Source organism: Alteromonas sp. HB246098 (assembly GCF_054890645.1).
This window is the reverse complement of record NZ_JBTZUG010000002.1, coordinates 400,159-416,483: the sequence shown is the minus strand read 5'-3', so window position 1 is coordinate 416,483 and position 16,325 is coordinate 400,159. Positions and strand designations below refer to the sequence as shown.

The window sequence follows — 16,325 nt, the reverse complement described above, 5'->3', positions numbered from 1 at the left end:
CGATAGCGGCTTTTTTTATTTGTTTGCTTTACGTTGCGAACGGGAGAAAATTAGCCAATACTGAGGTCGTCAATGATAATTAGGTATTTGAGTGATGACAGATAAGCGTCAATTCCAACGAGTCCCGCTGAATGTAAACGGCAAACTGGCACATAACGACAATAGTATCGATGTAGTAGTTAGTGACGTGTCTCTGCAGGGCATAAAACTACAAGCAACGGAAACCGCATTGTCAAACTTACCTTTCGACAGCCATGAACCTTATGTTGCTACCTTCCAAGCAAATGAAGACAGCCCAGTTATCACCCTTTCAATCTCACAGTTATATCGCCACGCGGACAGCAGACAGAAGCTAGTTTCGTTGGGGTGTAAAGTAGAGCGTATGGATGTGGAAAGCATAAGCGCCCTTCGCCGTTTAATCTTACTAAACAGCGATGATGCTAGTATTGAAGAGAAAGATCTTAATGCGCTGGTTAATGCGGTTTATCAAGCGCCAAATTAAAACAAAAAAATACGACTAGTCTCTGCAGAGCTTCAGAAAAGGCTCCACCCTCAAACTGCGCAAAATGACGTACTTCACAAGTTTTCTTGCGCGTTCCCTACAGCTTTAACGTTAATGCATTTCGCTTTATTCCAAGGCATCTAACGCTTCAGAAAGCCGAGCCACGGGCACGACTTTCATGCCATTTATAGCTTGTTTAGGGGCATTGGCTTTAGGCACTATAGCTCGTTTAAAACCATGCTTTGCCGCTTCTATTATGCGCTCTGTTCCATTGGGAACCGGACGAATTTCACCTGCAAGGCCTACTTCACCAAACACAATCAAGTCGCGCGGTAATGAACGGTTTCTGAAGCTGGAAATCATCGCCAGTAATAACGCCAAGTCAGCACTGGTTTCAGAGACTCGTACACCGCCAACTACGTTCACAAATACGTCTTGGTCGTTCATTTGTACATTACCGTGCCGGTGAAGTACTGCTAACAGCATGGACAAACGATTTTGATCTAGACCCACAGCTATCCGTCTTGGGTTAGACATCTGTGAATAATCCACCAGCGCTTGTATTTCCACAAGTAACGGCCGGGTGCCTTCCCAAATGACCATAACGCTAGACCCAGGCGTTTCATTTTCACCTCGGCTTAAGAAAATAGCTGAAGGATTACTGACCTCTTTCAAGCCTTTTTCCGTCATGGCAAATACACCCAGCTCGTTGACTGCACCGAAGCGGTTTTTGTGGCTGCGCAACGTACGGTAACGACCGTCACTTTCCCCTTCCAGCATCATAGAACTATCGATACAGTGCTCAAGTACTTTAGGGCCCGCTAAGTTTCCGTCTTTCGTTACGTGGCCAACAATAAACATGGCAATGTGATTTTGTTTGGCAAAGCGCGTTAAATAAGCCGCGCTTTCTCTTACCTGGGATACGCTGCCCGGTGCAGATTGAACATCTGACACATGCATAACCTGAATAGAGTCGATAACCATAATTTTAGGCTTTTTCGTAAGCGCTAAATCGCAGATGGTTTCCACGTTAGTTTCGGCTAACATCATCAGCTTATCGTCAGGGAGGTTTAAACGCTTGGCACGCATTGCCACCTGTTGGAGAGACTCTTCCCCGGTAACATAAAGGGCGGTTTCGCTTTTCGCCATCTGACACATTACCTGTAGCAAAAGTGTACTTTTTCCGGCGCCAGGTGAACCACCAATTAACATAGCGGCACCAGGGACTATTCCTCCGCCAAGCACTCTATCTAGTTCCTTAAACGTTGACGAAAATCGTGGCAGTGATTCTAAATCTATTGCGTTTAGCGTCTCGATTTTGGCTGCGGTTTGCCCTGCATACCCTGAAGTAGTTTGTCGAGCTACACTTTTGGCACTCGCTACCACAAACTCACTTATCGTGTTCCACGCTTTACACTCAGAGCATTGTCCTTGCCAACGTGGGAACTCGGCCCCGCAGTCAGAACACACATAAGCAGTTTTACGTTTTGCCATATTCCAGTTTTATCCATTGCTTAAAAAGAGTATTCTAACACTTAATAACGGTGAATTAAGCACAAACCCACGGTCAGTTTTCATTCAGGAATATACTTCCAAAGCATAAAAATTCAGGGATTAATGAGTTTTGCTGATTTGCCGATAACAACTAAAATAATTGATACTTAACAACAAAGTTGCGCATTCATGAGTCAAGATTTAAAGCAATATGCTGATATTATTGAACAGCTAAAGCCCATGGTTAATGAGCCTGAATTTAACCAAGTATTGCTTCAAACTGCTTCTGACGTACCTAAAGAAAAGCGCTTTCTTATTAAAATGGAAGTGAAGCGTTTAGCTAAACCTTGTATGCGTACTATAGATTTGCGCGGTCACGTAGATGGCAAGTGCAAGAAATATGTCCACGAAGGACGTAGCCACTACATGGACGACGTGGCTGTTGATAAGTTTGAAGAACAACTGCGCGTATTCGGCCGCTACACCTACGGTGTATACGAAGCCGTTCAAAACACTGAAAACAACTTTCGGTTAATGCGTGAAAAAGAACTCGCACAAGAAAGAGCTGATAAAGAAAACCCAGAACTTAAAAAGCGTTCAGCCGTTTTAGAACAGTTCAAAGTTCCTACCGTAAACCTTCTCGATTACAGGCAGCGCAATACAGAGCGCATGAACTTCGCGGTTGCCGTAGAAATATTTAACACTGAGAACCGCTCTGTGCGAGGCTTAAGCGTAGATATTTCTCTTGAAGGCCTTCAGATAAAATTGTCTAAAGACGCCTTTTTCAAAAAAGGTGAAACGCTCTTTATTTATTTCAGGGGGCTTGAAAGCGAGTTTGCCATGGATAAAAAAAATGGCATTGCTTACAAACTAGTAAAAATCATTACGAAAAATGATGTTAACTATTTAGCCTTACAGCGCGATAAGACTCATCCAAGCCCAGCATTCGATAAGTTCCTAGAAAGCTTTATCCACGGCAATAAACGCCGCTATAAAGTGAATATGACGAACACCATCGAAGCGATAACCAGTAAAACCTGTGAACAATATTTTTCACCTCGTAGCCCTACGCTTCCTGTTTTTATCGATGTCGTCAACGAAACTTTAGTGCCTCGCTATGCGATGGTAAATGAAGTAAACCGAGAAACGGTACAGTATTGGCAAGACGAAGAAGAAAATTGTCGTCTTAATTTCTTGCTATCGCAAGAAAGACTTACTCGGTTACTAAACAAATCTGATGAAGTTCGTGAAATATTCGTCTTCAGCTTTACCCATTTGCACACAGATAAAGTTTATTTTTATTCAGCCTCTTATGAAGAGTTACTGCAGAAAGAGGTCTTATCCCGTGTATTTTTGGGTTTCGGCTCAAGAAAAGCGAGTTGGCGAGTGTTTAAAATAACTCTGACAGACATGGACCCAGAGCAGGCGCATATTCCGCTTTCTATCCCAGACTCTGTTGGCAATAAAGTTAAAAAGCTTAATACACCGCCTTCTGCTCGCTTGATGTCAAAGCTTAAAAACCTGCGTTATCTGGCTCATGTTACAGACGTGACCTCAGTAACAGGGCAAGAGACGTACAACGAACTTAAGTTTAATCGCGACAACCTTTCGCATTTAAGGATTTTCGGTCACCCAAGGAATCGTGCAGCATCTAACATTCATATTGTACGTTTTAAGTACGAAGAGCAGCGCATTGAAAGCCGCTACCAGCTAAGAACGCAAATTGAAGCAAGGTTTAATGGCGAATCGACGGTCCATCGAGGGATCAGCGAAGACATCTCAGTACACGGATTAGGTCTTCGTGTTGAGCTCGCAAAAGATTATAAGGGTAGTTTGGAAGGAAGAGTAGAAGTTGCCTTTCCTCGGCTTCAGGAAATAGCGAACAACTTTGACGTAATGCACCTTCAGTATGAAATTATTTATCATAATGTCGAGAAGAATATCCTTCACCTAAAGACAGCTACTGGCGAAGAGGGCAAAAGCGCTCGCAACTTTTTTGAAGAATTAATTAAAAAGAACAAGGCCAATCTTAAAGTCGATAACGATGAAGAAGAAGTAGAGGGCATGGGCCAAGCACTGCGTTGTATAAACGCAAGAAATGCGACCTCCTTATCTTTCCTGATGAGTAAAGAAGGTGTGCGCTATACTCCGCAGGCCTGTATAGTTGGAAAACAAGACGAACGCATCACTACCCTTACCACGCAATACGCAGAGCGAGGTAAAGTAAATTTGGAATTTTTGTTTAGAGATAGAAAGCAAGACTCTCCTTTCGTACAAAGTGGTATCAAAGCAGTTAAGCTTGAAAACATGCCCTTACGACAAGAGCTATTCATATCTTTCGATGCGTCTCAAAAAGAGCCGCGAATGGCGATCATTCCTCGTTACTCACATAAGTTTGAAAGCAATGAACAACGCCGAGCATTTATCAGAGAAGCCATGGTGCGCGGCCAGTTTGTCGCTATACACGTTATGCTGACCACAACTGGCAAGCCTGACTTGACCATGCTGCAAACAGAAATTAACTACGTCACCATGTACGCCATGCACAGAGCTCGTGAGTTAGAAAAGAAAATGTGGAGTATTGCTGCCTGTTCCCATCTTGTCGATGTCACGGACGAGGTGCTCATAAGATATGGTTTTACTATGCAAGACATTACGGCGAATAAAACGCTAAAAAGTGCAGTACAACCTAAAGCCATGGTTAACAACGCGTAAGTAAGAGGCAGTATTTTTACGTACATATTCAGGCCTGCGTTTAGAAAAAACTAAGCTCAGACCTCTGATTTATTTAAGCGCCAATTTTTTAATAACTGGCGCCTACATACCAGTGCGTACAGATAATTGTGCATTCCGAAGGCGCTGGTAAGTTTCCTAGCAAAGCGTGGGAATGCAGGAATGGCTGTTCCCTTTCCAGTTCCTTTAGCGTCTATTTATCTAAGAAATAAAGAAGACTGTGCAGACTACCAACACGTACGGCTACGTCCGCTTTCTCATTCACTAAAGGTTTGCCGTGACACGCAACGCCTAAGGCTGATTCAGCCATCATCACCAAGTCGTTCGCCCCATCGCCCATGGCAACAGTTTGGCCCGATGGTATTTGCCACTTTTCAGACAGCGCTTTTACCGTGCGTGCTTTTACATCAGCATTAATAATTTCGCCTTCCACTTTCCCTGTTAAGTGCCCGTCTTTTACCGAAAGCGTGTTTGATATCGCATAGTCCAGTCCCAGCCTCGCTTTTAAGTGGTCAGCAAAGAAAGTAAAGCCACCTGATGCAATAGCGAGTTTCCAGTTATTTGCTTTTAAATGTTTAAGCAGTGTCTGAATACCAGGCATAATAGGAATGCTGTCACGAATTTGATTTAGGTGGTCAATGGGTACCCCCTCTAAACACGCCACCCTATGCGTCAAGCTATCGTTAAAGGCAATTTCTCCGCGCATTGCTCTTGCTGTCACTTCGGCAACCTGTTCACCAACACCAGCCAGTTTTGCTATTTCATCAATACATTCTATGGCAATAACGGTGCTGTCCATATCCATTACCAGAAGACCAGGTTCAGACAAAGACGGTCGCGAGGTTTGCAGTCCAACATCAAGGTTGTAAGCATCACTGACATCACCAAGTAGAGACTTTATTTGCTCAGGCTTTGCATTAATTACCTGCCCTCTTATTTCGATAGCATCATCTCCCATTTGCTGATGCAAATGATGAAACGCAGCACTTACTGGCGAAAATACGTTTTTGAGTTTATCTAATACGCCTTTTAATAAATACGGGGTTATAGCTTGTCCGATTACAGTTAGCGTATGCGAATACGCTTTTGTATTGTGCTCGCTGCTGACAATGTTTGCCAGGTATGAAGCTAGATGAATATCGTCATTATTGATTTCGATGGTGAATATGTCTTTCATAACGCACACAGAATCTGTGGTGATTGGCAAATGATGCTCTAATGCTAACCAATTAGGCTAACTAATAAAATATCCCCTTTAAAATTATTTAGATTTCACCTACTGTTAGGCAACTCATAGCAATTATGGAATTACGCATTGTTAAACGTGCTGAGCAAAGCCCCTTCACAATCAAAAAGCAATTCGCACTCACTTTACACGGCGTTGAAAAGACTATTTCATACGCTGATTGTAAGTACGGTGTTTGCGCTGGTGATTGTATTGATACTTTTGCTGCAGCAATACCAAAGTGACTGGCTAACGGTACAGACTCGTTTTTCTGGGGAGAGCATCGCAAGGCAGTACGCTAAACTACTTCGCACCGCATTTGAAGCTGATCAAGCAGGCAACCAGGGAACCGAAGTAAGAGCTGACTCGACGCTATCGAGTACCCTTGCCCAACGAAACTACATTGAAGGTGTCGCCACCGTTTTGGTTAACGAGCCGCATATTCTTGCTCTATCAGTGTTTGATAAAGACGGAAGGTACATTGCGCCTTTACCTCAAATAGATAGCGTTGTGTCGATGAGCCAGTCCCAAGGCGTGACGCCGCTAACCTATGTAGGCGTGATCACCGACGACAATGATAATGTTTTAGGCTATGTGAACATTCATATGGATACGCAGGCGATATTAGAAAGTCCCCTTGCCCTGCGTTATCAACTGGCGTTAATTGCGTGTATTTTAGTGTTTTTGGCTTTAATGTTAGGCATTTACCTGACGCGGGCGTTTTATAAGTCTCGCCCTTGGTTTATACAAGCCATCGAATCTATGAGAAAGAACAAAGATACGTAAGCAGGTGTTCACGATACTTTTACACGAGCTCACAATTCTAAACTGTTTCAAACAAGCGTAAATAGTTTTGTGTTGTAATAGATATTATTTGTTTAGGCGATATAGCGAAAAGCTCGTGTATAACGTCAACAACATCAGATAGATACTGTGGTTCATTAGGCGCACCCTGCCTGCCGTACATGGGCATATCAGGGGCATCAGTCTCTAGTAGTATCTTATCGAAATGGTTTTCTAGCAGATACTTCAGGGTGTCTCGCGTCTTTCGTGCTCTTTCATAGGTTATGGTACCACCTATTCCTAAGTAAAAGCCTCGCTCAATATAGGCTTTAGCCGCCTCCACACTGCCAGAAAAAGCATGCACTACCCCAATACCTTGATACTTAGCTTGCTTGAAAGCTTCAAGTAGTAAATGATGACTTTTTCGGTGATGCAGAATAACAGGGAGCGCTTTTGTATCGGCGAGTTTCAAATGGGCATGTAGCACTTTCTTTTGAAGCGTTAATGACACACTTATGTGCCCATCAATACCGGTTTCTCCCACCGCTTTTACCGAAGGGTGTAAAGTGGCAGCAGCGGCTTCAAGCTGCCCAAGATTTTCATCAATTGCCTGCTCAGGTAAGTCAGTGGTCGAAGCTGTATTATCTTGGTTGCTATCGGTCAAAAAATAGGGATGAAGACCTAGCGCGGTATCGATAGGCAAAAGGCTGCTGTGCTGCTCACTAAGCGCTTGAAGCGCTTTCCAAGACCGTGGGTTAATACTTGGTGCCATTATGCGAGTAAGCCCAGCGGCCTTGGCACTTTCCAGCGAAGTATGAAGGTCTACTTTTGATGCAAGTAAGTCGAGGTGGCAATGACTATCAATCATGGCGTTGCTCCTTTCTCGCTTTACGCTCAATCAAATGCTAGGTACTTAAAATGTCTAGCGGCTGCATAAGACTCGCTACCCTATGCAGTCAATATGCGCTTTTACGGCATTAAGCGCTGTGTTGCCCATGCACCATCTTCGGTTTTGTTATACTCAAAACGGTCGTGAAGCCTATCTTCTCCGCCCTGCCAAAATTCAATTTGATGAGGCACAATGCGAAAGCCTCCCCAAAAGTCCGGTACAGGAAGTTCTTTGTTCGCAAACTTATCTTTCAGTTGCTTAAATTGGGTAAGCAAAAGCTCTCTACTGCCAATTGGCTTGCTTTGTTTAGACGCGTAGGCTGCCAACTGACTGTCTTTAGGGCGAGAGAAGAAATAGGCTGCATTTTCAGAAACAGAAAGCTTTTCAACACTGCCACAGACGCGAACTTGGCGCTCCATAAAAAACCATGGGAAGTGACAGGATACTTTTGGGTTAACCGAAAGTTCTTGCGCTTTTCGACTGCCGAGATTTGTGAAAAATACAAAGCCTTCTTCACTGACATCTTTTAACAGAACAATACGTTGAGAAGGTTGACCGCTAGCGTCAACGGTGGCAACCGTCATCGCAGTAGGATCGGGGATACCAGCTTCAATGGCGTCTTTCAGCCATTTATCGAACAAAATAAATGGGCTTGAAGTAATATCAGTCTCGCTCAAACTGCCTTTCGAGTACTGTCTGCGCATATCTGAAATTGCCATATACCGCTCCTGAAAAGAGATTACTATACGTGCCAGTGCTTATTGTAAGTGCTTGTGCATACCTTTACGCGAATGCTTCTGACTTCATGTTCACCAAAAGCACTTTAGAATTAAGCGCTAATTAGCATTAGAACAAGGCTCAACGTACTAATGCTAACAACGATATAGGCTAAAAGTTGCTGTCGTCACCGTAGCCTAGTGAACGCAAAGCGCGCTCATCGTCTGCCCAGCCTTGTTTCACTTTAACCCAGAGTTCCAAAAATACTTTATTGTCGAACAAGTTTTCCATATCTTTACGCGCTTGCTCACCAATGGTTTTCAAATGCTTACCGCCTTTACCAATGATCATGCGTTTTTGCGTTTCGCGCTCAACCAAAATTAAGCCACTAATACGATAAACACCATTGTCTGTCATTTTGAACTGCTCAATTTCTACCGTAGTAGAGTAAGGCAACTCATCGCCAGTAAAGCGCATCAGCTTTTCACGGATGATTTCAGCAGCCATAAAGCGACTTGAACGGTCAGTGATATAGTCTTCTGGGAAGAAAAATTCACTCTTAGGTAACGACTTAGCCACTAAGTCTCTAATATCGTCTACCATTTTGCCCTGTTTAGCGCTGATAGGGATCATGTGCTCAAACGGGTGTTTCTCACCAAGCTTTTGTAGGTGAACCATAAAGTTTTCTTTATCTTCCACCTTATCCATTTTGTTTACGATAAGGTAGCAAGGAAGGTTTGCCTGCTTAACTTTACTTAATACCATTTCATCTTCAGCATTAAAGCGATCACCTTCCACGACAAACAGCACAAGGCCAACTTCAGCTAATGAGCTAGACGCGGCGCGGTTCATGTAGCGATTAATCGCGCGTTTTTCGTCTTGGTGAAGCCCTGGTGTATCAACGTAAATCGCTTGATAGTCGCCATCAGTATCTATACCTAGAATACGGTGACGCGTGGTCTGAGGCTTACGTGAGGTAATACTTACCTTTTGACCTAGTAAACGGTTAAGTAGCGTCGACTTGCCCACGTTAGGGCGCCCGACTATGGCAACTAGGCCACAGCGAGTTTGAATATCTGGCATCTCTGGCAAATTCGGCTCATCATGCGTTGTCATCAAGCTTCTCCAATGTTAAACGAGCAGCTTCTTGTTCTGCTTTACGACGGCTATTGCCAGACGCCACTACTGCTTTTGGTAGACTTTCCACCTTGCAGCTCACTTCGAATGTTTGGGCATGGTCTTTACCGGAAATAGACAGCACCTCGTACGTTGGCAGTGCCTGCTTGCGACCTTGCAGAAATTCCTGAAGACGTGTTTTACTATCTTTAGGGTGGGCATTAGGGTCGAGCTTGTTTATACGAGTCTCCCACAAACGGTCGATAACGCCACGGACTTCGTCCATACCTGAGTCAAGATAGATAGCACCTAAGATAGCTTCAACTGCGTCAGCCAAAATCGAGCTTCTGCGGTGACCGCCACTTTTAAGCTCACCTGGCCCCAAGTTGAGTAGTTCACCCACGCTAGCTTCTTTAGCGAGTTCAGCCAACGTCTCGCCTTTAACCAATGTAGAGCGCATACGGGTAAGCTTGCCTTCAGGTACTGTTGGAAAACGCTTAAACAGTGTTTCTCCCACAATCATGCCTAAAATAGCGTCGCCCAGAAACTCCAAGCGCTCATTGTGCTGTTTGGCTGCACTGCGGTGAGTGAGCGCTTGTTCCAATAACGCCTCATTGGTAAATGTATAGCCTATCGCCTTATAAAGGCGACGATATTTATCAATTCCCTGCATTAATGAATGCCACCTGCACGCTCAAATCGAATACCTGTTGGAACCCACGTAGGAAGAAAGTCTGAAGGGCTTCGCTCAAACTCAAAAGAAATCCAAATTGCTACGGCTTTCCCAACCAAGTTTGCATCCGGGACAAAACCCCAGAAACGACTATCGCGGCTATTATCGCGATTATCGCCCAATACGAAATACTGACCTTCTGGAACTATCCACTCGTTACTTCGTGTTCCCGGCTGGGTGTAAAAGTTAACCGGTGAAATTTCACGAACGGGATGGCGTAGAATATCATGCTCTACTGTACCAAGATCTTCGGTATAGCGCATAAGTTGCGCCATGTCTTGCACAAACTCACCGCGCTCTTGGAACGTTAATGGGACTGCTTTTAATTTTGGACAATTGCTACCAGATTCACACTTAGGTTTGATGTAAACCTGCTTATTTTGATAAACCACGGTATCGCCCGGCAAACCAATTACGCGCTTGATGTAGTCGATTGACGGTTCTTCAGGGTATTTGAAAACCACCACATCGCCGCGTTCTGGCACACCCGTTTCAATTAACTTACTTCTGAAAACAGGGTCTTTTACGCCGTACGCAAACTTCTCAACTAAAATGAAGTCACCCACCAATAACGTAGGCATCATTGAACCTGATGGAATCTGGAACGGCTCATATAAAAACGAGCGTAATACCAAAACGAAAGCAATAACAGGGAATATCTGTTGTGAGGTGTCAACCAAGTACGGCAGCTGAGGGTCTTCTCCATAGCCCGCACCTTCTGCAGTCGCTGCAGCCTGTAAACGCGCTTTTCGCTTCGGAGCAAACACCAGGCTATCCACTAGCCAGACTAATCCTGTTATTAAGGTGAGCGCCACCAAAATTAAGGAGAAATAATTTGCCATTATTTGCCCACCTTAAGTACTGCAAGGAACGCATCTTGTGGCAATTCAACATTACCCACTTGCTTCATTCGCTTTTTACCTTCTTTTTGCTTTTGAAGTAGCTTCTTCTTACGGCTTACGTCACCGCCGTAACATTTCGCGATTACGTTTTTGCGCAGCTGCTTCACCGTACTTCTTGCAACAATATGGTTACCAATGGCCGCCTGAATAGCGATATCGAACATCTGGCGTGGGATAAGCTCGCGAAGCTTCTCTACCAATTCACGACCACGACCCTGAGAGTTTTCTCTGTGAGTGATGACTGCAAGTGCATCCACACGCTCACCATTAATCAGAATATCTACGCGCACCATATCTGAGCTTTGGAAACGCTTAAAGTTGTAGTCAAGAGACGCAAACCCACGGCTGGTAGATTTTAAACGGTCAAAGAAATCAAGCACTACTTCGGCCATCGGCAGCTCGTAAGTTACTGCTACTTGCTTGCCGTGGTATGTCATGTTGGTTTGCATACCGCGCTTTTCAACGCAAAGCGTAATTACGTTACCTAAGTATTCTTGAGGAACAAGAATGTTAGCTTCAACCATAGGCTCACGAATTTCTGCTATATCATTTACCGGCGGCAGTTTAGCTGGGCTATCTACGGTAAGCGTCTCGCCTTTGGTTGTTTCAACTTCGTAAATTACCGTAGGCGCTGTGGTAATAAGGCCAAGATCATATTCACGCTCTAAACGCTCTTGGATAATTTCCATGTGCAGCATGCCAAGGAAACCGATTCTAAAACCAAAGCCAAGCGCTGCTGAGCTTTCTGGCTCATAGAATAGTGAAGCGTCGTTCAGACTTAGTTTAGCAAGGGCATCGCGGAAGTCTTCGTAGTCATCTGAGCTTATTGGGAAAATACCGGCATAAACCTGAGGTTTAACCTTTTTAAAGCCTGGCAGCATAGCTTCAGCTGGCTCGCGAGCCAAAGTAATGGTATCACCTACTGGTGCACCTTGAATGTCTTTAATACCGGCAATGATAAAACCAACTTCACCGGCTCTCAATGTGCCTGTATCTAATGGCTTAGGCGTAAACACACCAATTTTATCTACTTGGTGAGTTTGTCCGTTAGACATTATCTGGATTTTGTCTTTCTTGCTAAGCTGACCTTCAACGATTCGTACTAATGAAACAACGCCTTGGTAGTTGTCGAACCACGAATCGATGATCAACGCTTTAAGTGGCGCTTCGCGGTCACCTTCTGGTGGTGGAATTTTATTTACGATGACTTCAAGTACATCTTCAATACCAATACCTGTTTTCGCTGAGCAGCGCACAGCATCAAGTGCATCAATACCGACAATGTCTTCAATTTCTTCTGCAACACGGTCTGGTTCAGCCTGCGGCAAGTCGATTTTGTTTAACACCGGCACCACTTCCATGTCCATCTCGATAGCGGTGTAGCAGTTTGCTAGCGTCTGCGCTTCAACGCCCTGCCCGGCATCAACAACAAGTAGTGCACCTTCACAAGCTGCCAATGAACGAGAAACCTCGTAAGTGAAGTCAACGTGTCCTGGCGTATCAATGAAGTTTAGCTGATAGGTTTCACCATCGCGCGCTTCATAGTTCAGTGTCACGCTTTGCGCTTTAATGGTAATACCGCGCTCTTTTTCCAGATCCATTGAGTCGAGAACCTGCTCGGCCATTTCGCGATCGGTTAGCCCTCCACAGTGCTGGATTAGACGGTCTGATAGCGTAGACTTACCGTGGTCAATGTGGGCGATAATACTGAAGTTACGAATGTGCGATTGTTGCATAATGCTGGAAATTACCTGCAGAAAAATTCATTAAACAAAAAATGCTGCTTGCCTTGGGTTCAGGCTTACACGCAGCGCGAGCGGATTTTACCCATTTCTAGCACGAAAAGCGAATTGGCATGGCGGAAATTTTAATACAAATAGAACGCAAAGCGCATAAAAGTGGCAACTTGGCGTGACTTTGCTCTCTTGCTCAGAAGCTTAAAACACGTGAAGCTCTGCTAATTTGGGCCTCTACAGATTAAATGAACACATCAAAAAGACAAAACCCACTTATAAGCAGGCACTTCACTCAATTCAGGCCTTGCTGGCCTAATAAAACAGGTTGATATTTCGTGCGCTCAACTCGATGTAATTTATGAGCAATAAGCTTATATGTTATGAAAGTAACCAAAGCACTCGGTCCTAGAGCCCACAATTCATGACTAAAACCTGTTGAGCTAAGCAGTGATATAAAAACTGAATACGCGCCAATAAAAGCAATAAGCGGTAGCAAATATAAGAAAGCCGAAGCGCTTAAAATACCCGCTTCGGGTATACCCACAGTCACCTGCTGACCCACTTGAACAGGCATAGGCGTGCGTAAGGTCAATTGCTGGGTTTTAGGTGCAATTGCACGGGAGATGACACCGGTGCCACAATCACTTTGGGCCTGGCATGCATTACAGGTGGATTTAATGGCCGCTTCAACTGTTACCGTATCACCATCTACGGCAACTACAGTGGCGGTTTCTTTAATCATACTTGTCTTTTTACCGTGTTTTAGTACTGCTTGACCTTAACTCTCTATTGCCCTTTATTAGCAACAGGTCGTAAAGACGTAGCAATAGCATTAGCAGTCTGCAGTGGAATCTCCCCCACTACCGTCACTTGGGCCTTCCCGTCGGTTAGCGTTAAAAAGGTGCTAACTTCGTTTCGTAACGCAAGGGTTTCGCCGAGCGCATCTTTGGCTGGCTGAACATAAACAGATACGTCCACTAGACCATCCGAAAAAAGTTTATATTCTACGACCTGCCCTGTTAATGCTAAGCGTCTTGTATCTTGCTTTATTTCTCGCATTCCCGCTGGCAAATATGTGACATCCCACTTATGTGCCCGACTTGGCGTATTACTCAAAGCCATAGGCGCTGGTAAAGATGCTGAGTTTATTCGCGAAAAGTATTCCGAAGGTTCAGGCGATATGGCAAAAGCGGTAACTTGAATTTGCTCTAACAATGCCCCTTGCAAATCAAGCATATTCAGCTTTAGCAACATGCCAGAGGACTCATCGAGCCACAGTTGATAGCCGAACCGTGTGTTATCTCGGCTAACTATACGAATTTGCTGTGCCGAACGTCCTGCTACTCGCGCTCGACCCACGGCGACAAACTCATAGGCTGAACTGAGTTGTTCTGGGTGGTAAAGCAATGCACTAGGAATTGGACCATTTATATGCTTTGACCGTAAGCTGTAAGGTTGAACGTCTGGTTCAAATACGCTCACTACATCATTAACGCGAATAAGCTCGCGACCGGGCCCATTTTGAAGGTTTAATTGCTCTAGTTCAGAACCATCCTCCATTATCCCATGACGCCACAGGTAAGGAACCGTTTCCTTTCCTGCGACAGTTTGCACAAAAGACACTTGAAAATTGGCGTTGGTGATAATGTTTTGAAGTTCGGCCAGCCACTGATTCGCTGACTGAAGCTGTGGCGTACGTGAAGTAGATGTGTTTGCCTCATTACGACTTTCTTCAGCTTGTATTTGAAAGCCATCTTCCTTTCCAGCACCTTCCTCTTTTGGAGCGTTTGTGCTATTACCAGCGTTATCTTCTGATTTAGCATCAATATCGCTATTCGCTTGAACTTTTGCACCAGAAGAAATCGCCACTTCGCTGGGTGCCGTTGCATGAGAAAACGTGGGATTGATAGCCCCGCCCGAAATGAAAAGAAGTGCAAGGATAGAACTACAGCGCATTATTCCCGCCTTAAAACAAACATACCAGCAGTATATGCTGGTATGGTTAAAATATGAAATGCATCTTAATCGCACTTAAGTGCGAACACACATTTCAACTCATTTTTAATAGCTCAACGATAATCTATGGGCGCTCTGGCTCGCTTGTCTCGCTTTCACTTTCTTCTTGCGCTTGCTTGAGTTTTATTTGCTGTTCGTGGTCGGCAATCAGCGCATTTATTTTGCGCTTTTTCTCAAGCATTTCATTCATATCGTTACGCGGTAAAGTTCGGGTCTGCTCCAAACTCACTGGAGACAATCCCCCTTGAGGCGCAATTGTTGGCGCTGTCATAAATGGCTCGGTTGGCGCTTCTTGATTGGTGTATTGAACACCAAAAATAACTGCCACCGCCACAGACGCTGCCACCGCAAACTGACCTGACTGCTTCGCAAAAGGAACGACACTGCCAATTAATGGAATTGACTGCCAACGCGAGCGTTTAGGTGCGACTATCGCCGGTTCATTTTCAAGCGCAGCTGCTACGCTTGCTGTGATATCCAACTGAGGGGCTACGCTTGCCTCTTTTCGCATTGCACCGCGATACACGTGGTAACGTTGCCATTTGGCTTGAAGCGCTTCATCTTGCTTAATAGCGTCGATGATTTCATTGCCTTCTATCTCACCATCCATGAATGCGGACAATTTTTCTTGCTGTTGCGTCATATATTCATTTCCAGATCAAAGTGATCATTAACTACCCTAACACAGCTGTTAGTCATCGTGGAAAAAAGAAAGTTCATCTTTTTTTGATTTTATTTCTTTTTAATTTTCTAACAACGGTTGAATAACTTTATCAATCGCCTCTCGAGCCCTAAAAATACGGGACCTTACCGTACCAACAGGACAAGACATTACGTTGGCGATTTCTTCATAGCTCAACCCTTCAATTTCACGTAATGTAATTGCCATTCGCAAATCGTCTGGTAGCTTTTCAACCACCTTGAAGAGGGTTTCTTCGATTTCCTCAGATAGCAGGCTTCGCTCAGGGGTGGATTGCTCTTTTAAAGCGTCACTTCCTTCGTAAAAATCCGCTTCATCGGCATCTACATCGCTTGCAGGTGGTTTGCGACCTTGAGATACAAGATAGTTCTTGGCACTGTTCACCGCAATGCGATAAAGCCAAGTATAAAATGCACTGTCGCCACGAAAATTAGGTAAGGCGCGGTATGCTTTAATAAACGCTTCTTGCGTTACATCAGCTACATCACCGGTATTTTTCACATAGCGAGAAACGAGATGCATTACTTTGTGTTGATAACGAGTTACCAACAAGTTGAACGCATTTTTATCGCCACGCTGTACTTTTTCGACCAGTTGTTGGTCGGTTATCTGCTCGCTCATTCGAGCCATTACTCCCTACTTCAACTACACAATAGCTCTAACAAGCATGTGTATAGACGCGCTCTTTTTACAAAAGTTCTGTAAAAGCATTAAATTTTTTAAAAAATGCTTAGGTCAGCAGACAAGAATGATTGTGTTTTGCTACTCATCCTTTAGAC

General features: G+C 44.4%; 15 protein-coding genes. 3 read left to right on the top strand and 12 right to left on the bottom strand.

Annotation, left to right across the window (positions count from 1 at the left end):
* Nucleotides 1-94: 94 nt before the first annotated feature.
* Nucleotides 95-502: a PilZ domain-containing protein gene (locus tag ACYTPF_RS07730; protein ID WP_461851812.1), complete on the top strand. Its 408-nt coding sequence runs from the start codon at nucleotides 95-97 to the stop codon at nucleotides 500-502.
* 126 nt (nucleotides 503-628) lie between these two features.
* Here the strand turns inward: ACYTPF_RS07730 and radA are convergent, their stop codons facing one another.
* Nucleotides 629-1,996, bottom strand: a complete 1,368-nt coding sequence (radA, locus tag ACYTPF_RS07725) for a DNA repair protein RadA (protein WP_461851788.1) — start codon at nucleotides 1,994-1,996, stop codon at nucleotides 629-631.
* A gap of 189 nt (nucleotides 1,997-2,185) precedes the next feature.
* On the opposite strand from radA, the gene ACYTPF_RS07720 reads away from it, so the two are divergent.
* Nucleotides 2,186-4,711 carry a PilZ domain-containing protein gene (locus ACYTPF_RS07720; protein WP_461851787.1) on the top strand — a complete coding sequence of 842 codons (2,526 nt, stop codon included), beginning with the start codon at nucleotides 2,186-2,188 and terminating at the stop codon, nucleotides 4,709-4,711.
* Between the two features lie 211 nt (nucleotides 4,712-4,922).
* On the opposite strand, the gene serB is transcribed toward ACYTPF_RS07720, so the two are convergent.
* The gene (serB, locus tag ACYTPF_RS07715; RefSeq protein ID WP_461851786.1) at nucleotides 4,923-5,906 is read right to left on the bottom strand and encodes a phosphoserine phosphatase SerB; all 984 of its coding nucleotides are present in this window, start codon (nucleotides 5,904-5,906) and stop codon (nucleotides 4,923-4,925) included.
* Between the two features lie 138 nt (nucleotides 5,907-6,044).
* Here serB and ACYTPF_RS07710 point away from each other — a divergent pair, with 138 nt between their 5' ends.
* A complete protein-coding gene (locus ACYTPF_RS07710; RefSeq protein ID WP_461851785.1) occupies nucleotides 6,045-6,740 on the top strand; it encodes a hypothetical protein in 696 nt (231 codons plus the stop codon).
* Nucleotides 6,741-6,777: 37 nt separating this feature from the next.
* On the opposite strand, the gene ACYTPF_RS07705 is transcribed toward ACYTPF_RS07710, so the two are convergent.
* The 10 genes from ACYTPF_RS07705 to rpoE all read right to left on the bottom strand — a co-directional run bounded on the left by ACYTPF_RS07705 (nucleotide 6,778) and on the right by rpoE (nucleotide 16,167).
* Complete coding sequence (locus ACYTPF_RS07705; protein WP_461851784.1) at nucleotides 6,778-7,605, bottom strand: TatD family hydrolase; 828 nt, start codon at nucleotides 7,603-7,605, stop codon at nucleotides 6,778-6,780.
* Between the two features lie 101 nt (nucleotides 7,606-7,706).
* Nucleotides 7,707-8,345, bottom strand: a complete 639-nt coding sequence (gene pdxH, locus ACYTPF_RS07700; RefSeq protein WP_179983998.1) for a pyridoxamine 5'-phosphate oxidase — start codon at nucleotides 8,343-8,345, stop codon at nucleotides 7,707-7,709.
* A 169-nt stretch (nucleotides 8,346-8,514) separates the two neighbouring features.
* Nucleotides 8,515-9,426 carry a GTPase Era gene (era, locus tag ACYTPF_RS07695; protein ID WP_179985237.1) on the bottom strand — a complete coding sequence of 304 codons (912 nt, stop codon included), beginning with the start codon at nucleotides 9,424-9,426 and terminating at the stop codon, nucleotides 8,515-8,517.
* A gap of 19 nt (nucleotides 9,427-9,445) precedes the next feature.
* The gene (gene rnc / locus ACYTPF_RS07690; RefSeq protein ID WP_269917351.1) at nucleotides 9,446-10,132 is read right to left on the bottom strand and encodes a ribonuclease III; all 687 of its coding nucleotides are present in this window, start codon (nucleotides 10,130-10,132) and stop codon (nucleotides 9,446-9,448) included.
* Nucleotides 10,132-11,034 (bottom strand): signal peptidase I, encoded by a 903-nt coding sequence (gene lepB / locus ACYTPF_RS07685; protein ID WP_179984000.1) that lies wholly within the window; start codon nucleotides 11,032-11,034, stop codon nucleotides 10,132-10,134. The genes rnc and lepB overlap by 1 nt, the downstream gene beginning before the upstream one ends.
* Nucleotides 11,034-12,830 carry a translation elongation factor 4 gene (lepA, locus tag ACYTPF_RS07680; protein WP_179984001.1) on the bottom strand — a complete coding sequence of 599 codons (1,797 nt, stop codon included), beginning with the start codon at nucleotides 12,828-12,830 and terminating at the stop codon, nucleotides 11,034-11,036. Before lepA ends, lepB begins: the two co-directional genes overlap by 1 nt.
* A gap of 292 nt (nucleotides 12,831-13,122) precedes the next feature.
* Nucleotides 13,123-13,572, bottom strand: coding sequence for a SoxR reducing system RseC family protein (locus ACYTPF_RS07675; RefSeq protein ID WP_461851783.1), 450 nt, complete (start codon nucleotides 13,570-13,572; stop codon nucleotides 13,123-13,125).
* A 44-nt stretch (nucleotides 13,573-13,616) separates the two neighbouring features.
* Nucleotides 13,617-14,786 (bottom strand): MucB/RseB C-terminal domain-containing protein, encoded by a 1,170-nt coding sequence (locus tag ACYTPF_RS07670; protein WP_461851782.1) that lies wholly within the window; start codon nucleotides 14,784-14,786, stop codon nucleotides 13,617-13,619.
* 124 nt (nucleotides 14,787-14,910) lie between these two features.
* Complete coding sequence (locus ACYTPF_RS07665) at nucleotides 14,911-15,489, bottom strand: sigma-E factor negative regulatory protein (protein ID WP_461851781.1); 579 nt, start codon at nucleotides 15,487-15,489, stop codon at nucleotides 14,911-14,913.
* A gap of 99 nt (nucleotides 15,490-15,588) precedes the next feature.
* On the bottom strand, nucleotides 15,589-16,167 hold the full coding sequence (gene rpoE, locus ACYTPF_RS07660; RefSeq protein ID WP_012518957.1) for an RNA polymerase sigma factor RpoE: 579 nt from the start codon (nucleotides 16,165-16,167) through the stop codon (nucleotides 15,589-15,591).
* Nucleotides 16,168-16,325 lie beyond the last annotated feature (158 nt).